We start from the raw sequence: 13,616 nt of genomic DNA on the forward strand, positions 1-13,616 counted from the left end.
AAGCGAGCTACTCTGCATATAATCCTCCCTGCGCCGGATAGATGACGCACCCGGAAAATCGCCAAAGGCGATTTTCGGGTAAGCGTCTTCCCAGCGCCGTCTGGACTGCCTGACCAGCGTAATCCATGATCGAATTTTGGCACAGCGTTGTGCCCACAATTTTCGATTATGGACACAAATTTTCAACCGATCATTTCCAAGAATCCACGCGGCCACTACCGCCAGCACCCGCTCGAGTTCAAGCGCGCATTGGTGGCGCTGTCGCTGGAGCCGGGCGCTTCGGTCGCGCGCATCGCGCGCGAGCACGGCGTCAACGCTAACCAGGTGTTCAGCTGGCGCCGTCTCTATGAGCAAGGGCGCCTCGGCGTGCCTGCGTTAATGCGGGATGATGGCTTGTTGCCGGTGGTGCTGGCGCCAACGGCGCCTGCTCCGAATAACGACACCTCCGACGCCAGCGGCATTATCGTGTTGGAGTTGGGCCAGGTCCGCGTGCGGATCGAAGGTCAGCCCAATGCCGCTGCGCTGGCGCAAGTGTTGGATCGGGTTCTACGATGATCGGCCTGCCCGCTGGCACCAAGGTCTGGCTCGCCGCCGGCACCACCGACATGCGCTCCGGCTTCAATGGGCTGGCTGCCAAAGTGCAGACGGCGCTGGAGGAAGATCCGTTCAGCGGGCACGTTTTCGTGTTTCGTGGCCGGCGCGGCGATCTCATCAAATTACTGTGGTGGACCGGTGACGGGCTGTGCCTGCTGGCCAAGCGGCTGGAGCGTGGCCGCTTCATCTGGCCGCAGGCCAGCAACGGCTCGGTGGCGTTGACGCAGGCGCAGCTGTCGATGCTGCTCGAGGGCATAGACTGGCGGCGCCCCGAGCGAACTTGGAAACCAACCTCGGCCTTGTAAACGTGATACGCCTCGCGTAAACTCGGCGCATGCTCAGCCCAGCCGACCTGCCCAACGAAATCGCCGCCTTGAAGGCGCTGCTGCTCGCTCAAAACGAGGTGGTGGAAGGTCTGCGCGAACAACTGAACACGCGCGCCGTCGAGATCGAACACCTCAAGCTGCAGATCGCGAAGTTGCGGCGCATGCAGTTCGGCCGCAAGTCGGAAAAGCTGGACCACCAGATCGAGCAGCTGGAATTGCAACTGGAAGACCTGCAGGCCGACGAGGCCGAGGCGGCGCGCGAGATGCCGGCGGCCGACCAGGCGCCGCGCAAAAAATCGGTGCGTCGGCCTCTGCCCGATCACCTGCCGCGTGACGAGAAGGTCTATGCGCCAGCGGCCGACGCCTGCCCGGCCTGCGGTGGCGGCCTGCGGCCGCTGGGCGAAGACGTGGCCGAGCAACTGGATTTCGTGCCGGCCAGCTTCCGCGTGATCCGCCATGTGCGTCCCAAGCTTGCTTGTTCCTGCTGCGATGCGATCGTCCAGGCACCGGCACCGAGCCGGCCGATTGAGCGCGGCATTGCCGGTCCCGGCCTGCTGGCCCACATCCTGGTGGCGAAATTTGCCGATCACCTGCCGCTGTATCGCCAGTCGGTCATTTATGCCCGTGAGGGCGTCGACCTTGACCGCGCCCTGTTGGCGAGCTGGGTCGGTTCGGCCAGCGCACTGCTGCGTCCGTTAGTTGACGCCGTTCGGCGCCACGTGCTGGCAGCGTCGAAGCTGCATGCCGACGACACCCCGATCCCTGTGCTGGCGCCCGGCAACGGAAAAACCAAGACGGCGCGCTTGTGGACCTACGTGCGTGACGACCGGCCTTCGGGCGACACCGCACCGCCAGCAGTCTGGTTTGCGTACACGCCCGACCGCAAGGGCATTCATCCGCAGACCCACCTGGCCAAGTTCGAAGGCGTGCTGCAAGCCGATGCGTATGCTGGCTTCAATGCCTTGTTTGAAAATGGAACGATCCGCGAAGCCGCCTGCTGGGCGCACGCGCGACGCAAGTTCCATGACCTGCACGCGGCGCGACCGACGGCGCTGACCACCGAGGCATTGCGCCGGATCGCCGAGCTCTATGTGATCGAGGCAGATATCCGAGGCAAACCTCCCGACGAACGAAGGCAGGTTCGGCAAGCCCGCTCGCGCCCGCTACTCGATGACCTGGAACACTGGCTGCGCACCACGCTCGATACGCTGTCGCGCAAGTCCGACACTGCGGCGGCGATCCTGTACGCGCTCAAACTCTGGCCGGCGCTGCTGCGCTATTGCGATGACGGCGCCATCGAGATCGACAACTCGGCGGCCGAGCGCGCCTTGCGTGGCGTAGCGATAGGCCGCCGCAACTACCTGTTTGCCGGCGCCGACAGCGGCGGCGAGCGCGCCGCCGCGATCTACTCGTTGATCGGGACGGCCAAGCTGAACGGTGTCGACCCCGAAGCTTGGTTGCGCCATGTGCTGACGCATATCGCCGATCATCCCGTCAACCGGGTTGATGAATTCTTGCCGTGGAACTGCGGCCTGCCAGCAGCCCTCTGAGATTACGCCGCTTCCCAGCGGTGTGATGCCATCATCGATCAAATTGCCAAGGCACTCAAGACGGCGCTGAGCGGACGCTTACCGACGAACGAAGGCAGGTTCGGCAAGCCCGCTCGCGCCCGCTACTCGATGACCTGGAACACTGGCTGCGCACCACGCTCGATACGCTGTCGCGCAAGTCCGACACTGCGGCGGCGATCCTGTACGCGCTCAAACTCTGGCCGGCGCTGCTGCGCTATTGCGATGACGGCGCCATCGAGATCGACAACTCGGCGGCCGAGCGCGCCTTGCGTGGCGTAGCGATAGGCCGCCGCAACTACCTGTTTGCCGGCGCCGACAGCGGCGGCGAGCGCGCCGCCGCGATCTACTCGTTGATCGGGACGGCCAAGCTGAACGGTGTCGACCCCGAAGCTTGGTTGCGCCATGTGCTGACGCATATCGCCGATCATCCCGTCAACCGGGTTGATGAATTCTTGCCGTGGAACTGCGGCCTGCCAGCAGCCCTCTGAGATTACGCCGCTTCCCAGCGGTGTGATGCCATCATCGATCAAATTGCCAAGGCACTCAAGACGGCGCTGAGCGGACGCTTACATTTTCGGAATGGACGAATCGGAGAGGGTTGCGCTTGCAAGCGCAACCCGCTTTTGCGGCGGCGAGCAGCGCTCGCCGAATTCCCGCAAAAGCCCCGCGCCCGTCGGGGACGGACGCGGATCCGTTTCCGGCTGTCTGCGCGACGAACAAAAAAATTGGGCCCCAAACTTGCGTTTGGGGCCCAGTTTTTTTGTTCGGTGGTGGAGACGGCGGGAATCTGCAATCTCCACCATCGGCACACGTAAGCTGTTGATTCTTCAGCGCTGCCAATGCGGATTTAGCTCGGCGGCGCACCCCACTTGGGGTGCGAACATGGAGCAATTCTAACACGTAGGAAAAGTGTTATTCGTCAGTTCCCATCTGTTGAATTAGCTCATGTGCAATCCGCCCTGCGAGTTGCGTGGTGCTTAACTTTTCAACACTGTCATCCGACTTTCGAGCAAACCATTCATCCCCATTGCCAACTTTAGAAGTCAACTCGATGGCAAAAGGAGACTTCTCCGCATCGCTGATCCACTTAGGCAGGCCATCAGGGTTTTTACGCGACCAATATAACGAAGGTCCTCCGCTATGGTTAAGGTATTGGTGCAGTCGCGCACTCCGATGGCCGATGTATGCAAGTTTTTCAATACGATTTGCACCGGGCACATCTAACCGAATTGTAAAAGCCCAGCTCTGAGGCACTGAGTGGCCGCTGCAAACTTCTAAGTAATCATCAAAGTCCAAGGGCGCGTCAAACAGTTTTACGATACAAGTCCCATTCACCGCCTCCAACTGTTTGGATACTTCGTGTTCAACAATAGACGCTAGTAGTTTTACACTGGTTTCCCAAATTTTCAGTTGCTTTTCTTGTTGTTTATGGATACGTTCAAGCGCCGGATTATATGCTTGCCGCTTCTTAGCTGATAGCTCAAGTCCGATCAATGAGCCTTCGATACGATCAAAAACCAACTCAAGAAACGCCCGTATATCACCTCCCTCATCTGACTCAGCCAACGCCTGTATGTAACGCTCGCGCTCTTTCTTTTTGATGATTATAGGCGGGTAGCCTGCTCGAATTAGTTCGAGATTTCCAATAGCTCGCGACAACCGACCATTTCCATCAATATAAGGGTGAACGTGGGTCAGCCATGCATGCAAAACTACCGCACGTATTGGAGCAGGAAGTTCATGATTTTCTTTTGACCACGCTTGCCAGTCTTCCATCTGCTTCATGACCTCTTCCCAGGTCTTTGGAGGCGTATGATTGGCACCGGAAATTTTGACTCTTTCTCTCCGAAAAATTCCAGCGCCAAGACGCTCACCAAGCAACAAACCATGCACCTCATGCAATTGCGAGATATCCGTGGGTTGCGACGCATTTCTTGCTAACTCAGAGATTCGAGTTAATGCTTTGTCGAGGGCTACAGCATCCTTCGTGTAGGCCGGATCATGCCCAGAAATAGTAATCCCCTTCATCACAGCAAGCTCAGTCTCGCCTGCCGTCAGCGGGCTTCCTTCGATCGCGTTAGATTCCGCTACCTGCTCAAACCGCTTATCTCCGTAATAATCCCGAATAGTCTTCTCTGAAAGCGTCCCCTGGCTTCTTAGCAGGGAAACTCGCTCCTCAATTGAGTCCAAGCGTTTTTTCACTTGCGCCTGCGCTGCCGAACTTAGCAGGTATGGTGTTTTCTCCAAATTAAACATGCAGTGCTCCACTAGGTTGATAGATCCTTAAGCTTTCTTCATTGTATCTTGTATTGAGAGGAGCAACTTCGAAGTCCCGCTAAATTTCAGCTGGGAAGCCAAGACTGATTTTCAAATTCCACCTCTTGTTAATGAACGCTCTCCCTCCGCCATAGAGCTTTTTTTCTAGGACTTCGCGATATGCCAAAAAACTGCCAAAAATGCGTCATGAGGGCTGTTCGCTAACAATTTCATTCTCTTCTTCAGGGAGTTCCGTGCCGCGATCGACAACTGGCACATCACCATCGAGTTGGCGACCAAGCATGGCAATTTCTTGCCCACTGAGTTCCGTCACTACCAGTTCCGGCAGTTCATCCATGTCGTCCGCCAAGTCTTTCAAGCGAAGGCTATGACGGATGATGTCCGACGTGTTCTTGATCGTGGTCGAGTATGCCGCCGCCGCACGCATCACGAGAGCCGCTTCTTCCAGATTGGTTGCCTTCATCTGTTCGGATGCGGCCAGGATGACTTCCCGCAGGTGGAGAGAATGGGCCAGATCGTCGGCGACGAGGCGGGCCGCCTCTTCCTTGATTGCTTGGTCGCAGGTGATACGTGCCATCAGGTCGTCTTTGGCCCGCTGCAAAACTTCTGCCTTAGCTGCCCCCTTGCGCGTCCCTGCGGCCGCGAAGTGGCGCTGTAGCGTCCGGATGCTAATGCCGAGGCGCTGGCTGATCGCGAGGGCGGTGAAACCGGCCTCGCGCAATGCCAGGGCTTCGGCAATGTCTTCCGGAGTTGCGTGGGTCTTCGACATGAGGGCGGGTCTTTCAAGGTAAGAAGAAAACCCCGAAGGGGTTTGATTCTGTTTGGAATGTATGCCTTGGGGTAGGTGAGGTGCAATACTCCCCAAACCCGGCGACGTATCGCCGGGTTGGTTGGTCGCCTCACCTGCCCCAAGGTGCCTTGGGTATAGGTTCCATTCGCCCCTGATCATAGCCACAGCTTATGTTGCAGAATTGACTGGATCAGGGTCCGGCGCCGGTCAACTCTACTCACTGGCACGGCCTGCGGCGACTCTTTCGAGCCAACTCCCGCCGTTGAAGATCTGCCAGTCCTTCTATCTTCTTGCTTTCCTGCTGCGCCCGAACGTTTGGAGCCGATAAAGCGCAGCAGCTCAGTTCATTACTGCCCGTTTATCTCCGGCATAGGTGGCAGTTCCGGCATCCAATAGGTGCTCATGAATTGAGCGACCTCGTCATCGGTAGCACCGTTCTCAATCATTCGCACGCAGCGAAGCATCAGGCCGGTGTATCGATCTAGCGCAGGCTCCAAGATCATGCGCAATGCTGCACCAGTGGAGACATGCGTGCGAGCCGCTGTCAGTTCGACGGCTTGCAGATGCAAGCCCTGAACTTGCATCTGAAACTCTTTGCCCCCAGAAGCTTGGCGACGCTCGCGGGTGCGACGCATCCGTTCGGCACTAGACATAGGGGCGTCACCTTTGAGGGGGCGACCGACCTTGACAGGCTTAGTGGAGACGGTGTGTGTAGTCATGCGCGGATCATAACATAGTTTCGCAACTGTTGCAAAATATAAGAATAGCCACTAGACTATGTCATATGTAAACGGTCATTTACCTATGACACAAACAGGGATCAATATGAAAAAGGCAATCACCTACCGGCGTGTCAGCACTTCCGAGCAAGGCAAGAGCGGCCTTGGTTTGGACGGCCAACTGGCGGCGCTTGAGCGGTTCTGTGCCACAGAGGGTTTTGAGGTCGTGGACGGTTTCGTCGATGTCGCCAGCGGTAAGCTGGCCGTTGAGGATCGCCAGGGCTTGGCCGGTGCGCTCGACGCTGCCCGCCGACTGGGTTGCCCAGTCATCGTGGCTAAGCTGGATCGCTTGAGCCGCGACGTGGCGTTTATCTCTGGCCTAATGGCTCGCCGCGTGCCATTCATCGTAGCAGAGCTTGGCGCTGACGTTGATCCGTTCGTCCTGCACCTGTATGCCTCGCTTGCAGAGAAAGAGCGCCGACTTATCTCTGAGCGCACCAAGGCGGCACTAGCGATAAAAAAGGCCTCCGGCGTCGTGCTGGGCAACAGGACGAATCTGAGCGACGCACAGGCCAAAGGCCGCGAGGCTCGGGAACAGGCCTCTACCGAATTCTCCAAGAAGATGATGGGCCACCTAGAAAACCTGCGCGAAGGCATGAGCCTGAATGCGATTGCAGCCCACTTGAATCAGATGGGAGTGCCAACTATCCGTGGCGGGAAGTGGACAGCAAAGACGGTAAGCCGCATTCAGGAATGGGCGTCGTGATCTGGTAAACCAGCGCCAGCAGTCAGTGTCGCATGAGACAGGCCAACATTATGCTGTAGTATCAGGATTGGTTGGCACTCATTGAAAGATGGGACAGAGTTCCCGTGGACGCTTCGACAAATAATGAAAGTCTATTGCTAAGTGATGAATTTGAAAAATGTGGCCATTTAAAAAGAATAACAAAGTAACGACGACTCATACTAACGTCATCGAAAATTCACCAAGATCAAATCCGTTACATGAATATTTAAATCGTCTGGGCTTCCCGTGGCAGCTACCTCGTTCTCAGCTTGAAGCGAACTTTGGAGCAAAAAAACACCCGGCTTATAGCTGGAACGTTATCGAGATTGTCTCAAGGGAAGCTTTTGTAGACAACTTAATCTGGCCTATCTCAGTGCAGGATTTTCCTGAGTTTTCACCCAAAATGCCCGCAGCCCTGTTTTCGGGGATTTCTTACAGCAGCAAAGACGCTCGACAGAATTTGCAATTAGTCGTGAAACAGCTTCAGCCAATTCTAGGGCTGGGAATGGCAACATCCGTATCGAATTGCGTTGGACACAGATGGGATTTCACGTCAGGTTCTGTTGAACTTCACGCTTGGCCTCCAGAATTACAAAAGTGGCCCGCTACTAATCCGGCACATGCACTTGAACCGCGACTAAAAACTGGCTGTCACATAAGCATAGACACTGGCTTCAGGCAGTCCGTCAGCCCAGAGGAAAGAGTCAGGATTGAGACTTTCTCTCCTATCGCCCGCATAGCAGAACACCATTTTGCGAGCAGGAATTCTCACATAGCAAGAACGCCGCAACGCGAATTGGAATTCATTCGACTTGCGGAGAGCGATTTTGAAAAGCTCCATGGCTGGATTGGATGCTCACCAGACCGATCCACTTTAATATTCTTCACCAACGAACTATACGTTGTGCCTATTGCGGATATCAAGCAATTCCAGGTCGGTCGGGTTTTACCTGCAAAAGGCGGCGGAGGTTCCTGGCTGCAAGTAGAATGCCGGTGTGAATATGCAGATCAGGTGACAAAGGTATTGACTATTTGTTCTGCAATTGAAGCGGACGAGCTTAATGAATTTGGAGCGATAATTGCCAATTCAGTTGGAAAGAAACTTATATTGCTGCCATATGAATATGATTGTTAGTTTCAGTTTCTACACAGAGACCACATCCTAGAACCAATCAGTAGTAGCAAGCTCATTTCCCTTGCGAAGGAATACTTCTGCCAAGTGATCCGCTTCCGCGAGTTCAACTAAAGCTACGCAAGCTCTAAAGGCCACGTGATTGATGAACCTTAGCAGGTCTGCCACTTCATCGTCTGTATGCGCCGCTTCGACAGATTCGCCGGTTATCCATCGCTGAACTTGAAGCGAACCGCCGTGTCCATAAGAATTCAGAGGCTCCCATGCCTCGTCATGCAGCTTTGCAATTGTATTTTCCAAGTCGAGGTCGGGATGACTTTTTATGGCCTTGATGATGCTCACCATCTTCGGATCGCCCTGACCTACGATGAATTTCCCCAAATCACTATCAGTGGCGAGTTCCTTCGCCCACAAGCCGCGTAAGTATGCTTCCCATATTGATCGAGCCAAAGCAAACGCGGGGCTGACCATATAATTTGCCATCAAGAAGACAACTGCCACGTGATGATCCAGAGCAATGTTAAAGAATGCCCCAGAAATTCGATTGCGGTTAGTTGCCTTTGTTTCCTGAGGCTGATTTTCGAGCAACCAAGAAGAAAGCCGCTGTGCGTTTAGAATTCTCTCGGTTAACACCTTCGAATATTCCTGGCGCTGTGGCATTACTGCTGTTTGACCAATCATAATTTTCTTCGGATCAGAATGTTATGGACTTCCCGCACTATAATGCTTGGCCGTAATCAACAGATGCGCCACTTGGCCGCGCGTGATTAAGCAGGGTCTCCAAACGCAACCGTTTCGAATCGCGGGACCCGTGCCCAAAATTCCGCCGGAGGTTGATACTTCTCTACAGTCGGCTTGCGTTTTGCCGCGTCTCTTGCGTTCCAATAGACCTTCCCCGTGATAAGTTGAGCCTCATGCCCAACGATCTGCGCAACCGCGTGTTCTGGCACATCGTCGTCAAGCAGCGCTGATATGAAGGTATGCCGGAAGCTGTGAAATACCTTAGTGTGCTTTCCCTCAATGCCGCAGCGCTTCTTGTAGCGCTGAAACCAATTGGACGCAGCATGCGCGAACCCATCCCTCCGATGGCTCAGTTCAGGAAATAGGCGTTCCTGTCCGGCGCCACGGAGAGCAGCTACATAACGCAGCAAACCAAGCTCAATCAGCTTTTCATGAATTGGAACGAGGCGTTTAGCGTTTTGATTCTTCACCCGCTGCCCTTCCTCTTCGTCCGAGATTTCAATGCACTGGACGCCGTTGTGCTCAACAAAATCCTTTAGGTAAAGCTGGCATAGTTCGCCCAATCGGGCACCAGTCAGCAGTCCCAACGGCATCAACCAGTAGGCATAGTGGTTTTCAAATCGCTGAGCCTTGAATTCGCTGCCACTGAACAACGTCACCAACTCCGCGACTGAGAATGGCTGCCGCTTTGGAGCAGAGCTTTCGCTAACACTCATGCCAGCAGCGGGGTTACGTGTGATTCCATATTTAGTCTTACTGAGTGCCCATTTGAAAATACTGCTGACCCGCTCGACGTTTTTGTTCACGGATCGCGCAGCCATCGGCGGGGCCGCAAGCGCCACTATCTCCTCTATGGTCTTGCCGACATACATGGGCGACTTGTTCATGTTCGCAGGTAGCTTTTGCAGCGTCTCCAGATAGTGGACGATTACCGTGTCGTCAATTTCTGCAATGGGCTTGTCGCCAACGATGCGCATGAATAATCTGTAGACCGCCTCATAATCGTCCTGCGTCTTTTCCGTCCACTTGCCCTGTGCTCGCTTCATTCGGGAATAATCGGCAACCGTCTCAGAGAACAACGGGGAAGCCGGTATCGACGCTCTGGATGGAATTGCCTGCCGACCAGTGCCAGCGGCCGCCAGAGCCTCTACGGCGGCCCGAATGGCTTCCGGCGAATCATTCGCATCAGTCTGCAACTTGGCACTCTGTGGGCGCAAAAATTCATCGAAGTTGATTTCCAGGGTCAGGCCGAAGTCGATGTCGGCTAGGGCGTCATTATTTTTGTTAGGCATGGTTTCTTGCCGCAGCCTGGCAAAACCGCGCTTAAAGGCCACAGCCAAGGCTTGAGCGGCATAGCCCGCATCACGGACGTTCGGGGTTCGAAGGCTACGGTAAATTTCGCGAGAGGCGAAATGATGGCGGAGGTCAGGCGGGATTGCAATACGGAAATGCAAAACGCCTGACCGGCTACGGTGGAGGTGGGACGGTAGTTTGATTGCCATTTCTGGTCCGATTTGGGGTGCTGACTTGGGGTTCTGAGCCAAACCGGACAGGCAAAAAAGAAAAGCCGTTGACGAATCAACGGCTTATCGAATTTGTGGTGGAGACGGCGGGAATCGAACCCGCGTCCGCAAGCACTCTACAGACAGTTCTACATACTTAGCACTATCATTTAATTTAACCGGTACGGCACGGATGTGCACGTTACATACCAGCGATTCACCTTAGATTTAGCGCTACTTCAAGTGACCCGTTATAGCGCGATTCCCTGTAAATGACTCCTCAGCTTTTAACGGCCCGCCCCAGGGAAGAAGCGTTGAGGAGCTAACAGCAATTAAGCTGCCAGTGCGTACGAGTTATCGTTTGCAGTTATTGATTTCTGGGTGTATTTACGAGGTAACCAGGCCTCGGTATGCCCTGTTCTGCTTTGCAACCCACGTCGAAGCCAGGTCGTCCCCACAGACTTGTCATTGTACCCGATTCCCGGTCCCCGTGCATTCGGCTTCGCGATCGCTGCGAGACGAAGCTGGGTGAGGCGGTGCAGGTGGTGTTTCTGATCTGGATGATCTGGCACTACGATTTGCGCCTGTGCTGCTGAAGCGGCGCGCGGCGCGCAGGGAGCGCGTCGCACCGGGTCAGACTTTGCCTGGCAGCCGGAATACCGGCTCGCTGCCCTTGAACGTGACTTCGAACAGGTGCCGGCTGGCTTCCTTGGCGCGGTCGGAATACAGGTTCTGGAACGCGTCCGGCGCTTCCAGGCCGAGGTCGACCTGCAGGCGCTGCAGCATGTGCGCCTGGTACAGATTGGCCACGCGCGCCTGGCGGGCCTGCACTTCGCGCGGGCTGCGCATCTTCTCGTCGTCCTTCTCGAAGTACTTGATCAGGATGCACTCGAGCAGGTCCATCTGGTCCTTGAGCAGCAGGTCGTGCAGCTCGTCGGACCCTTCGTCGGCGACGATGGGCGCGCCGGTGCTGAAGTCCATGCGCTGGATCAGCAGGAAGTTGTCGTTGTCCGGGCCGCTGTTGTCGCAGGCGCGGTTCACGCCGCTGATGCGGCCCTTGATCAGGCGCCCGGCCGGGTCGCGCGTCTGGCCAACGTACTGCACTTTGGACGGGTAGTCATGCTTGGTGTTGAAGTTTTGCAGCAGGTCGTGGATGGAGTAGGTCTCGATCAGCGAGCCCCAGTTGAGCGTGATGAAACGCTCGAACACCTGCACCGTCGGCTTCTTTAGGGTGGCGTCCTCCGGCGTGTTGAGCTCGATGGTGATGGCGTCGCGCTTCTGGTCGGCGCCCACCAGGATGGGGATGCTCAGCTTCAGGCCGAAAAAGCCCCAGCTGGTCGATTTCGACGTGTCGAAGCGCAGCTTGGGGCGGCTCACCAGCATGTACATCAGCCGCTTTTCCATGGTCGCCTCCACCGCGAACTGCATGCGGCGCAGGTAGCGGCCCAGCGGGTCGCGGAAGTCCGGAATGGGCGGAAAGTCGGTCAGCAGGTCATACCAGTAAAACTTGGATTCGGACACCGTCACATCCCAGCTCTGCGGCGTGTGGCTGCGCGCAGCGGCGTCGGCGATTAGTTCATCGCTAGTCATGTGCGTACTCCGGCTTTCATGTGTTGGTTACCCGTTTATCTTACGCGCAGAATTTCCGTGCGGCAATGGCCGCGTGACAATCTCTCAGGCTGCCAGCGCGTTTGCGGCGCGTGCGGCCAACACCGTTTGCACCAGCTGCAACAAAGATTGGGGAGTCGGCAACAAATGGTCGGCATTCCAGCCGGCCGGCTCGGTGGCGCCGCAATAGCCCCAGGCGCAGGCCACGGTGGCCATGCCGGCGGCCTGGCCGGCCTGGATGTCGCGCAGGTCGTCGCCCACATACCAGCACGCTTCGGGCGGCAGGCCGAGGCGGCGCGCCGCTTCCAGCAGCGGCGCCGGGTGCGGCTTGGCGTGCGGCGTGGTGTCGCCGGACACGACGCAGCCGGCGTGCGCCAGGCCGATCTGCGGCAGCAGCGGGTCGGTGAAGCGGGACGGTTTGTTGGTGACGATGCCCCAGGCCAGGCCGGCCGCTGCCAGCCCGGCCAGCAGTTCGGGCACGCCGTCGAACAGCGTGCTGTGCACGGCGATGGCGGCTTCGTAGTTGTCGAAGAAGCCGTTCTTCAGCTCGTCAAAGCCGGCGTCCTGCGGCGTCAGGCCGAAGGACGCGCCTATCATGCCGCGCGCGCCGGCCGAGGCGGTCGGGCGCAGCAGTTCGTATGGCGTGGCGTCCAGGCCGCGCGCGCTGCGCAGCAGGTTGACGGCGGCGGCCAGGTCGGGCGCGGTATCGGCCAGGGTGCCGTCCAGGTCGAACAGGATGGCGCGCGGGGCGGACGTGGGGGCAGGATGGCTCATGAAGGGGAGGGCGGTAAGGTGGGCGGCCGCAGCCGCCGTGGCGGGAAGTTGGGTTGTCAGGCGGGGCGGCTGGTGGCCACCATGTAGTTGACGCTGGTGTCCTCGTTCAGCGAATAGATCTTGCTGAGGGGGTTGTAGCCCAGGCCTTTCAGGCCGTCCACCTGCAGGCCGGCGCTGCGCACGTATTGCGACAGTTCGGCCGGCGTGATGAACTTGGCGTAGTCGTGCGTGCCGCGCGGCAGCATGCGCAGCACGTACTCGGCGCCGATCACGGCAAACAGGTAGGACTTGGGGTTGCGGTTCAGCGTGGAGAAGAACACGTGGCCGCCCGGCTTCACCAGGGTGGCGGCGGCGCGCACGATGGCGCCCGGATCGGGCACGTGCTCCAGCATTTCCATGCAGGTCACCACGTCGTACTGGCCGGCTTCCTGCGCGGCCATGTCCTCGGCGGCGATCAGCTTGTACCGCACCTGCACGCCGGACTCCAGGCTGTGCAGGTCGGCCACCTTGAGCGCCTTTTCGGACAGGTCGATGCCGGTCACCTTGGCGCCTTTGCGCGCCATCGATTCGGCCAGGATGCCGCCGCCGCAGCCGATGTCGATCACGTTCTTGCCCGCCAGCGGGGCGCGCGCGTTGATCCACTCCAGGCGCAGCGGGTTGATTTCGTGCAGGGGACGGAATTCGGACGTGGGGTCCCACCAGCGGTGGGCCAGTTCGCTAAATTTTTGGATTTCTAAAGGGTCGGCATTCATATCCGCATGATAGCGGGATTTTGCCGCGCGCCAAAGCGTGCGC

13 protein-coding genes, 1 other RNA gene and 1 pseudogene are annotated in these 13,616 nt (G+C 57.4%); 6 read left to right on the top strand and 9 right to left on the bottom strand.

The genetic code is table 11. From position 1 onward, the window contains the following. Positions 1 to 168: 168 nt before the first annotated feature. From tnpA to ACFJI2_RS03330, 4 genes and pseudogenes are all read left to right on the top strand, one after another. Positions 169 to 555, top strand: a complete 387-nt coding sequence (gene tnpA / locus ACFJI2_RS03315; RefSeq protein WP_377700832.1) for an IS66-like element accessory protein TnpA — start codon at positions 169 to 171, stop codon at positions 553 to 555. Continuing rightward, positions 552 to 899: an IS66 family insertion sequence element accessory protein TnpB gene (gene tnpB / locus ACFJI2_RS03320; RefSeq protein ID WP_377700833.1), complete on the top strand. Its 348-nt coding sequence runs from the start codon at positions 552 to 554 to the stop codon at positions 897 to 899. The genes tnpA and tnpB overlap by 4 nt, the downstream gene beginning before the upstream one ends. 29 nt (positions 900 to 928) lie before the next feature. Beyond that, the gene (gene tnpC, locus ACFJI2_RS03325) at positions 929 to 2,470 is read left to right on the top strand and encodes an IS66 family transposase (protein WP_377700834.1); all 1,542 of its coding nucleotides are present in this window, start codon (positions 929 to 931) and stop codon (positions 2,468 to 2,470) included. Between the two features lie 83 nt (positions 2,471 to 2,553). Further along, positions 2,554 to 2,979, top strand: a pseudogene (locus ACFJI2_RS03330) (transposase); the annotation flags it as partial. Between the two features lie 424 nt (positions 2,980 to 3,403). Here ACFJI2_RS03330 and ACFJI2_RS03335 read toward each other — a convergent pair. From ACFJI2_RS03335 to ACFJI2_RS03345, 3 genes are all read right to left on the bottom strand, one after another. Next, positions 3,404 to 4,747, bottom strand: a complete 1,344-nt coding sequence (locus ACFJI2_RS03335) for a Fic family protein (protein WP_377703735.1) — start codon at positions 4,745 to 4,747, stop codon at positions 3,404 to 3,406. A 205-nt stretch (positions 4,748 to 4,952) separates the two neighbouring features. Beyond that, a complete protein-coding gene (locus tag ACFJI2_RS03340) occupies positions 4,953 to 5,537 on the bottom strand; it encodes a hypothetical protein (protein ID WP_377703736.1) in 585 nt (194 codons plus the stop codon). A gap of 368 nt (positions 5,538 to 5,905) precedes the next feature. Beyond that, complete coding sequence (locus tag ACFJI2_RS03345) at positions 5,906 to 6,277, bottom strand: hypothetical protein (protein ID WP_377703737.1); 372 nt, start codon at positions 6,275 to 6,277, stop codon at positions 5,906 to 5,908. 106 nt (positions 6,278 to 6,383) lie between these two features. Here ACFJI2_RS03345 and ACFJI2_RS03350 point away from each other — a divergent pair, with 106 nt between their 5' ends. Both ACFJI2_RS03350 and ACFJI2_RS03355 read left to right on the top strand, forming a co-directional pair. After that, positions 6,384 to 7,043, top strand: coding sequence for a recombinase family protein (locus ACFJI2_RS03350; RefSeq protein ID WP_377703738.1), 660 nt, complete (start codon positions 6,384 to 6,386; stop codon positions 7,041 to 7,043). Positions 7,044 to 7,200: 157 nt separating this feature from the next. Beyond that, positions 7,201 to 8,199 carry a hypothetical protein gene (locus tag ACFJI2_RS03355; RefSeq protein WP_377703739.1) on the top strand — a complete coding sequence of 333 codons (999 nt, stop codon included), beginning with the start codon at positions 7,201 to 7,203 and terminating at the stop codon, positions 8,197 to 8,199. A gap of 27 nt (positions 8,200 to 8,226) precedes the next feature. On the opposite strand, the gene ACFJI2_RS03360 is transcribed toward ACFJI2_RS03355, so the two are convergent. The 6 genes from ACFJI2_RS03360 to ubiG form a co-directional block, all read right to left on the bottom strand. After that, positions 8,227 to 8,877: a DUF6988 family protein gene (locus ACFJI2_RS03360; RefSeq protein WP_377703740.1), complete on the bottom strand. Its 651-nt coding sequence runs from the start codon at positions 8,875 to 8,877 to the stop codon at positions 8,227 to 8,229. Between the two features lie 86 nt (positions 8,878 to 8,963). After that, on the bottom strand, positions 8,964 to 10,439 hold the full coding sequence (locus ACFJI2_RS03365) for a DUF6538 domain-containing protein (protein WP_377703742.1): 1,476 nt from the start codon (positions 10,437 to 10,439) through the stop codon (positions 8,964 to 8,966). Between the two features lie 96 nt (positions 10,440 to 10,535). Then, positions 10,536 to 10,895: a transfer-messenger RNA gene (gene ssrA, locus ACFJI2_RS03370) on the bottom strand. Between the two features lie 177 nt (positions 10,896 to 11,072). After that, the gene (locus tag ACFJI2_RS03375) at positions 11,073 to 12,029 is read right to left on the bottom strand and encodes a hypothetical protein (RefSeq protein ID WP_377703743.1); all 957 of its coding nucleotides are present in this window, start codon (positions 12,027 to 12,029) and stop codon (positions 11,073 to 11,075) included. 84 nt (positions 12,030 to 12,113) lie between these two features. Beyond that, positions 12,114 to 12,821, bottom strand: a complete 708-nt coding sequence (locus ACFJI2_RS03380; RefSeq protein ID WP_028833899.1) for an HAD-IA family hydrolase — start codon at positions 12,819 to 12,821, stop codon at positions 12,114 to 12,116. A gap of 56 nt (positions 12,822 to 12,877) precedes the next feature. After that, the gene (gene ubiG / locus ACFJI2_RS03385; protein ID WP_028833898.1) at positions 12,878 to 13,573 is read right to left on the bottom strand and encodes a bifunctional 2-polyprenyl-6-hydroxyphenol methylase/3-demethylubiquinol 3-O-methyltransferase UbiG; all 696 of its coding nucleotides are present in this window, start codon (positions 13,571 to 13,573) and stop codon (positions 12,878 to 12,880) included. Positions 13,574 to 13,616: the final 43 nt, after the last annotated feature.

It is taken from the genome of Pseudoduganella sp. UC29_71 (assembly GCF_042693265.1).
Lineage (GTDB): Bacteria > Pseudomonadota > Gammaproteobacteria > Burkholderiales > Burkholderiaceae_D > Rugamonas.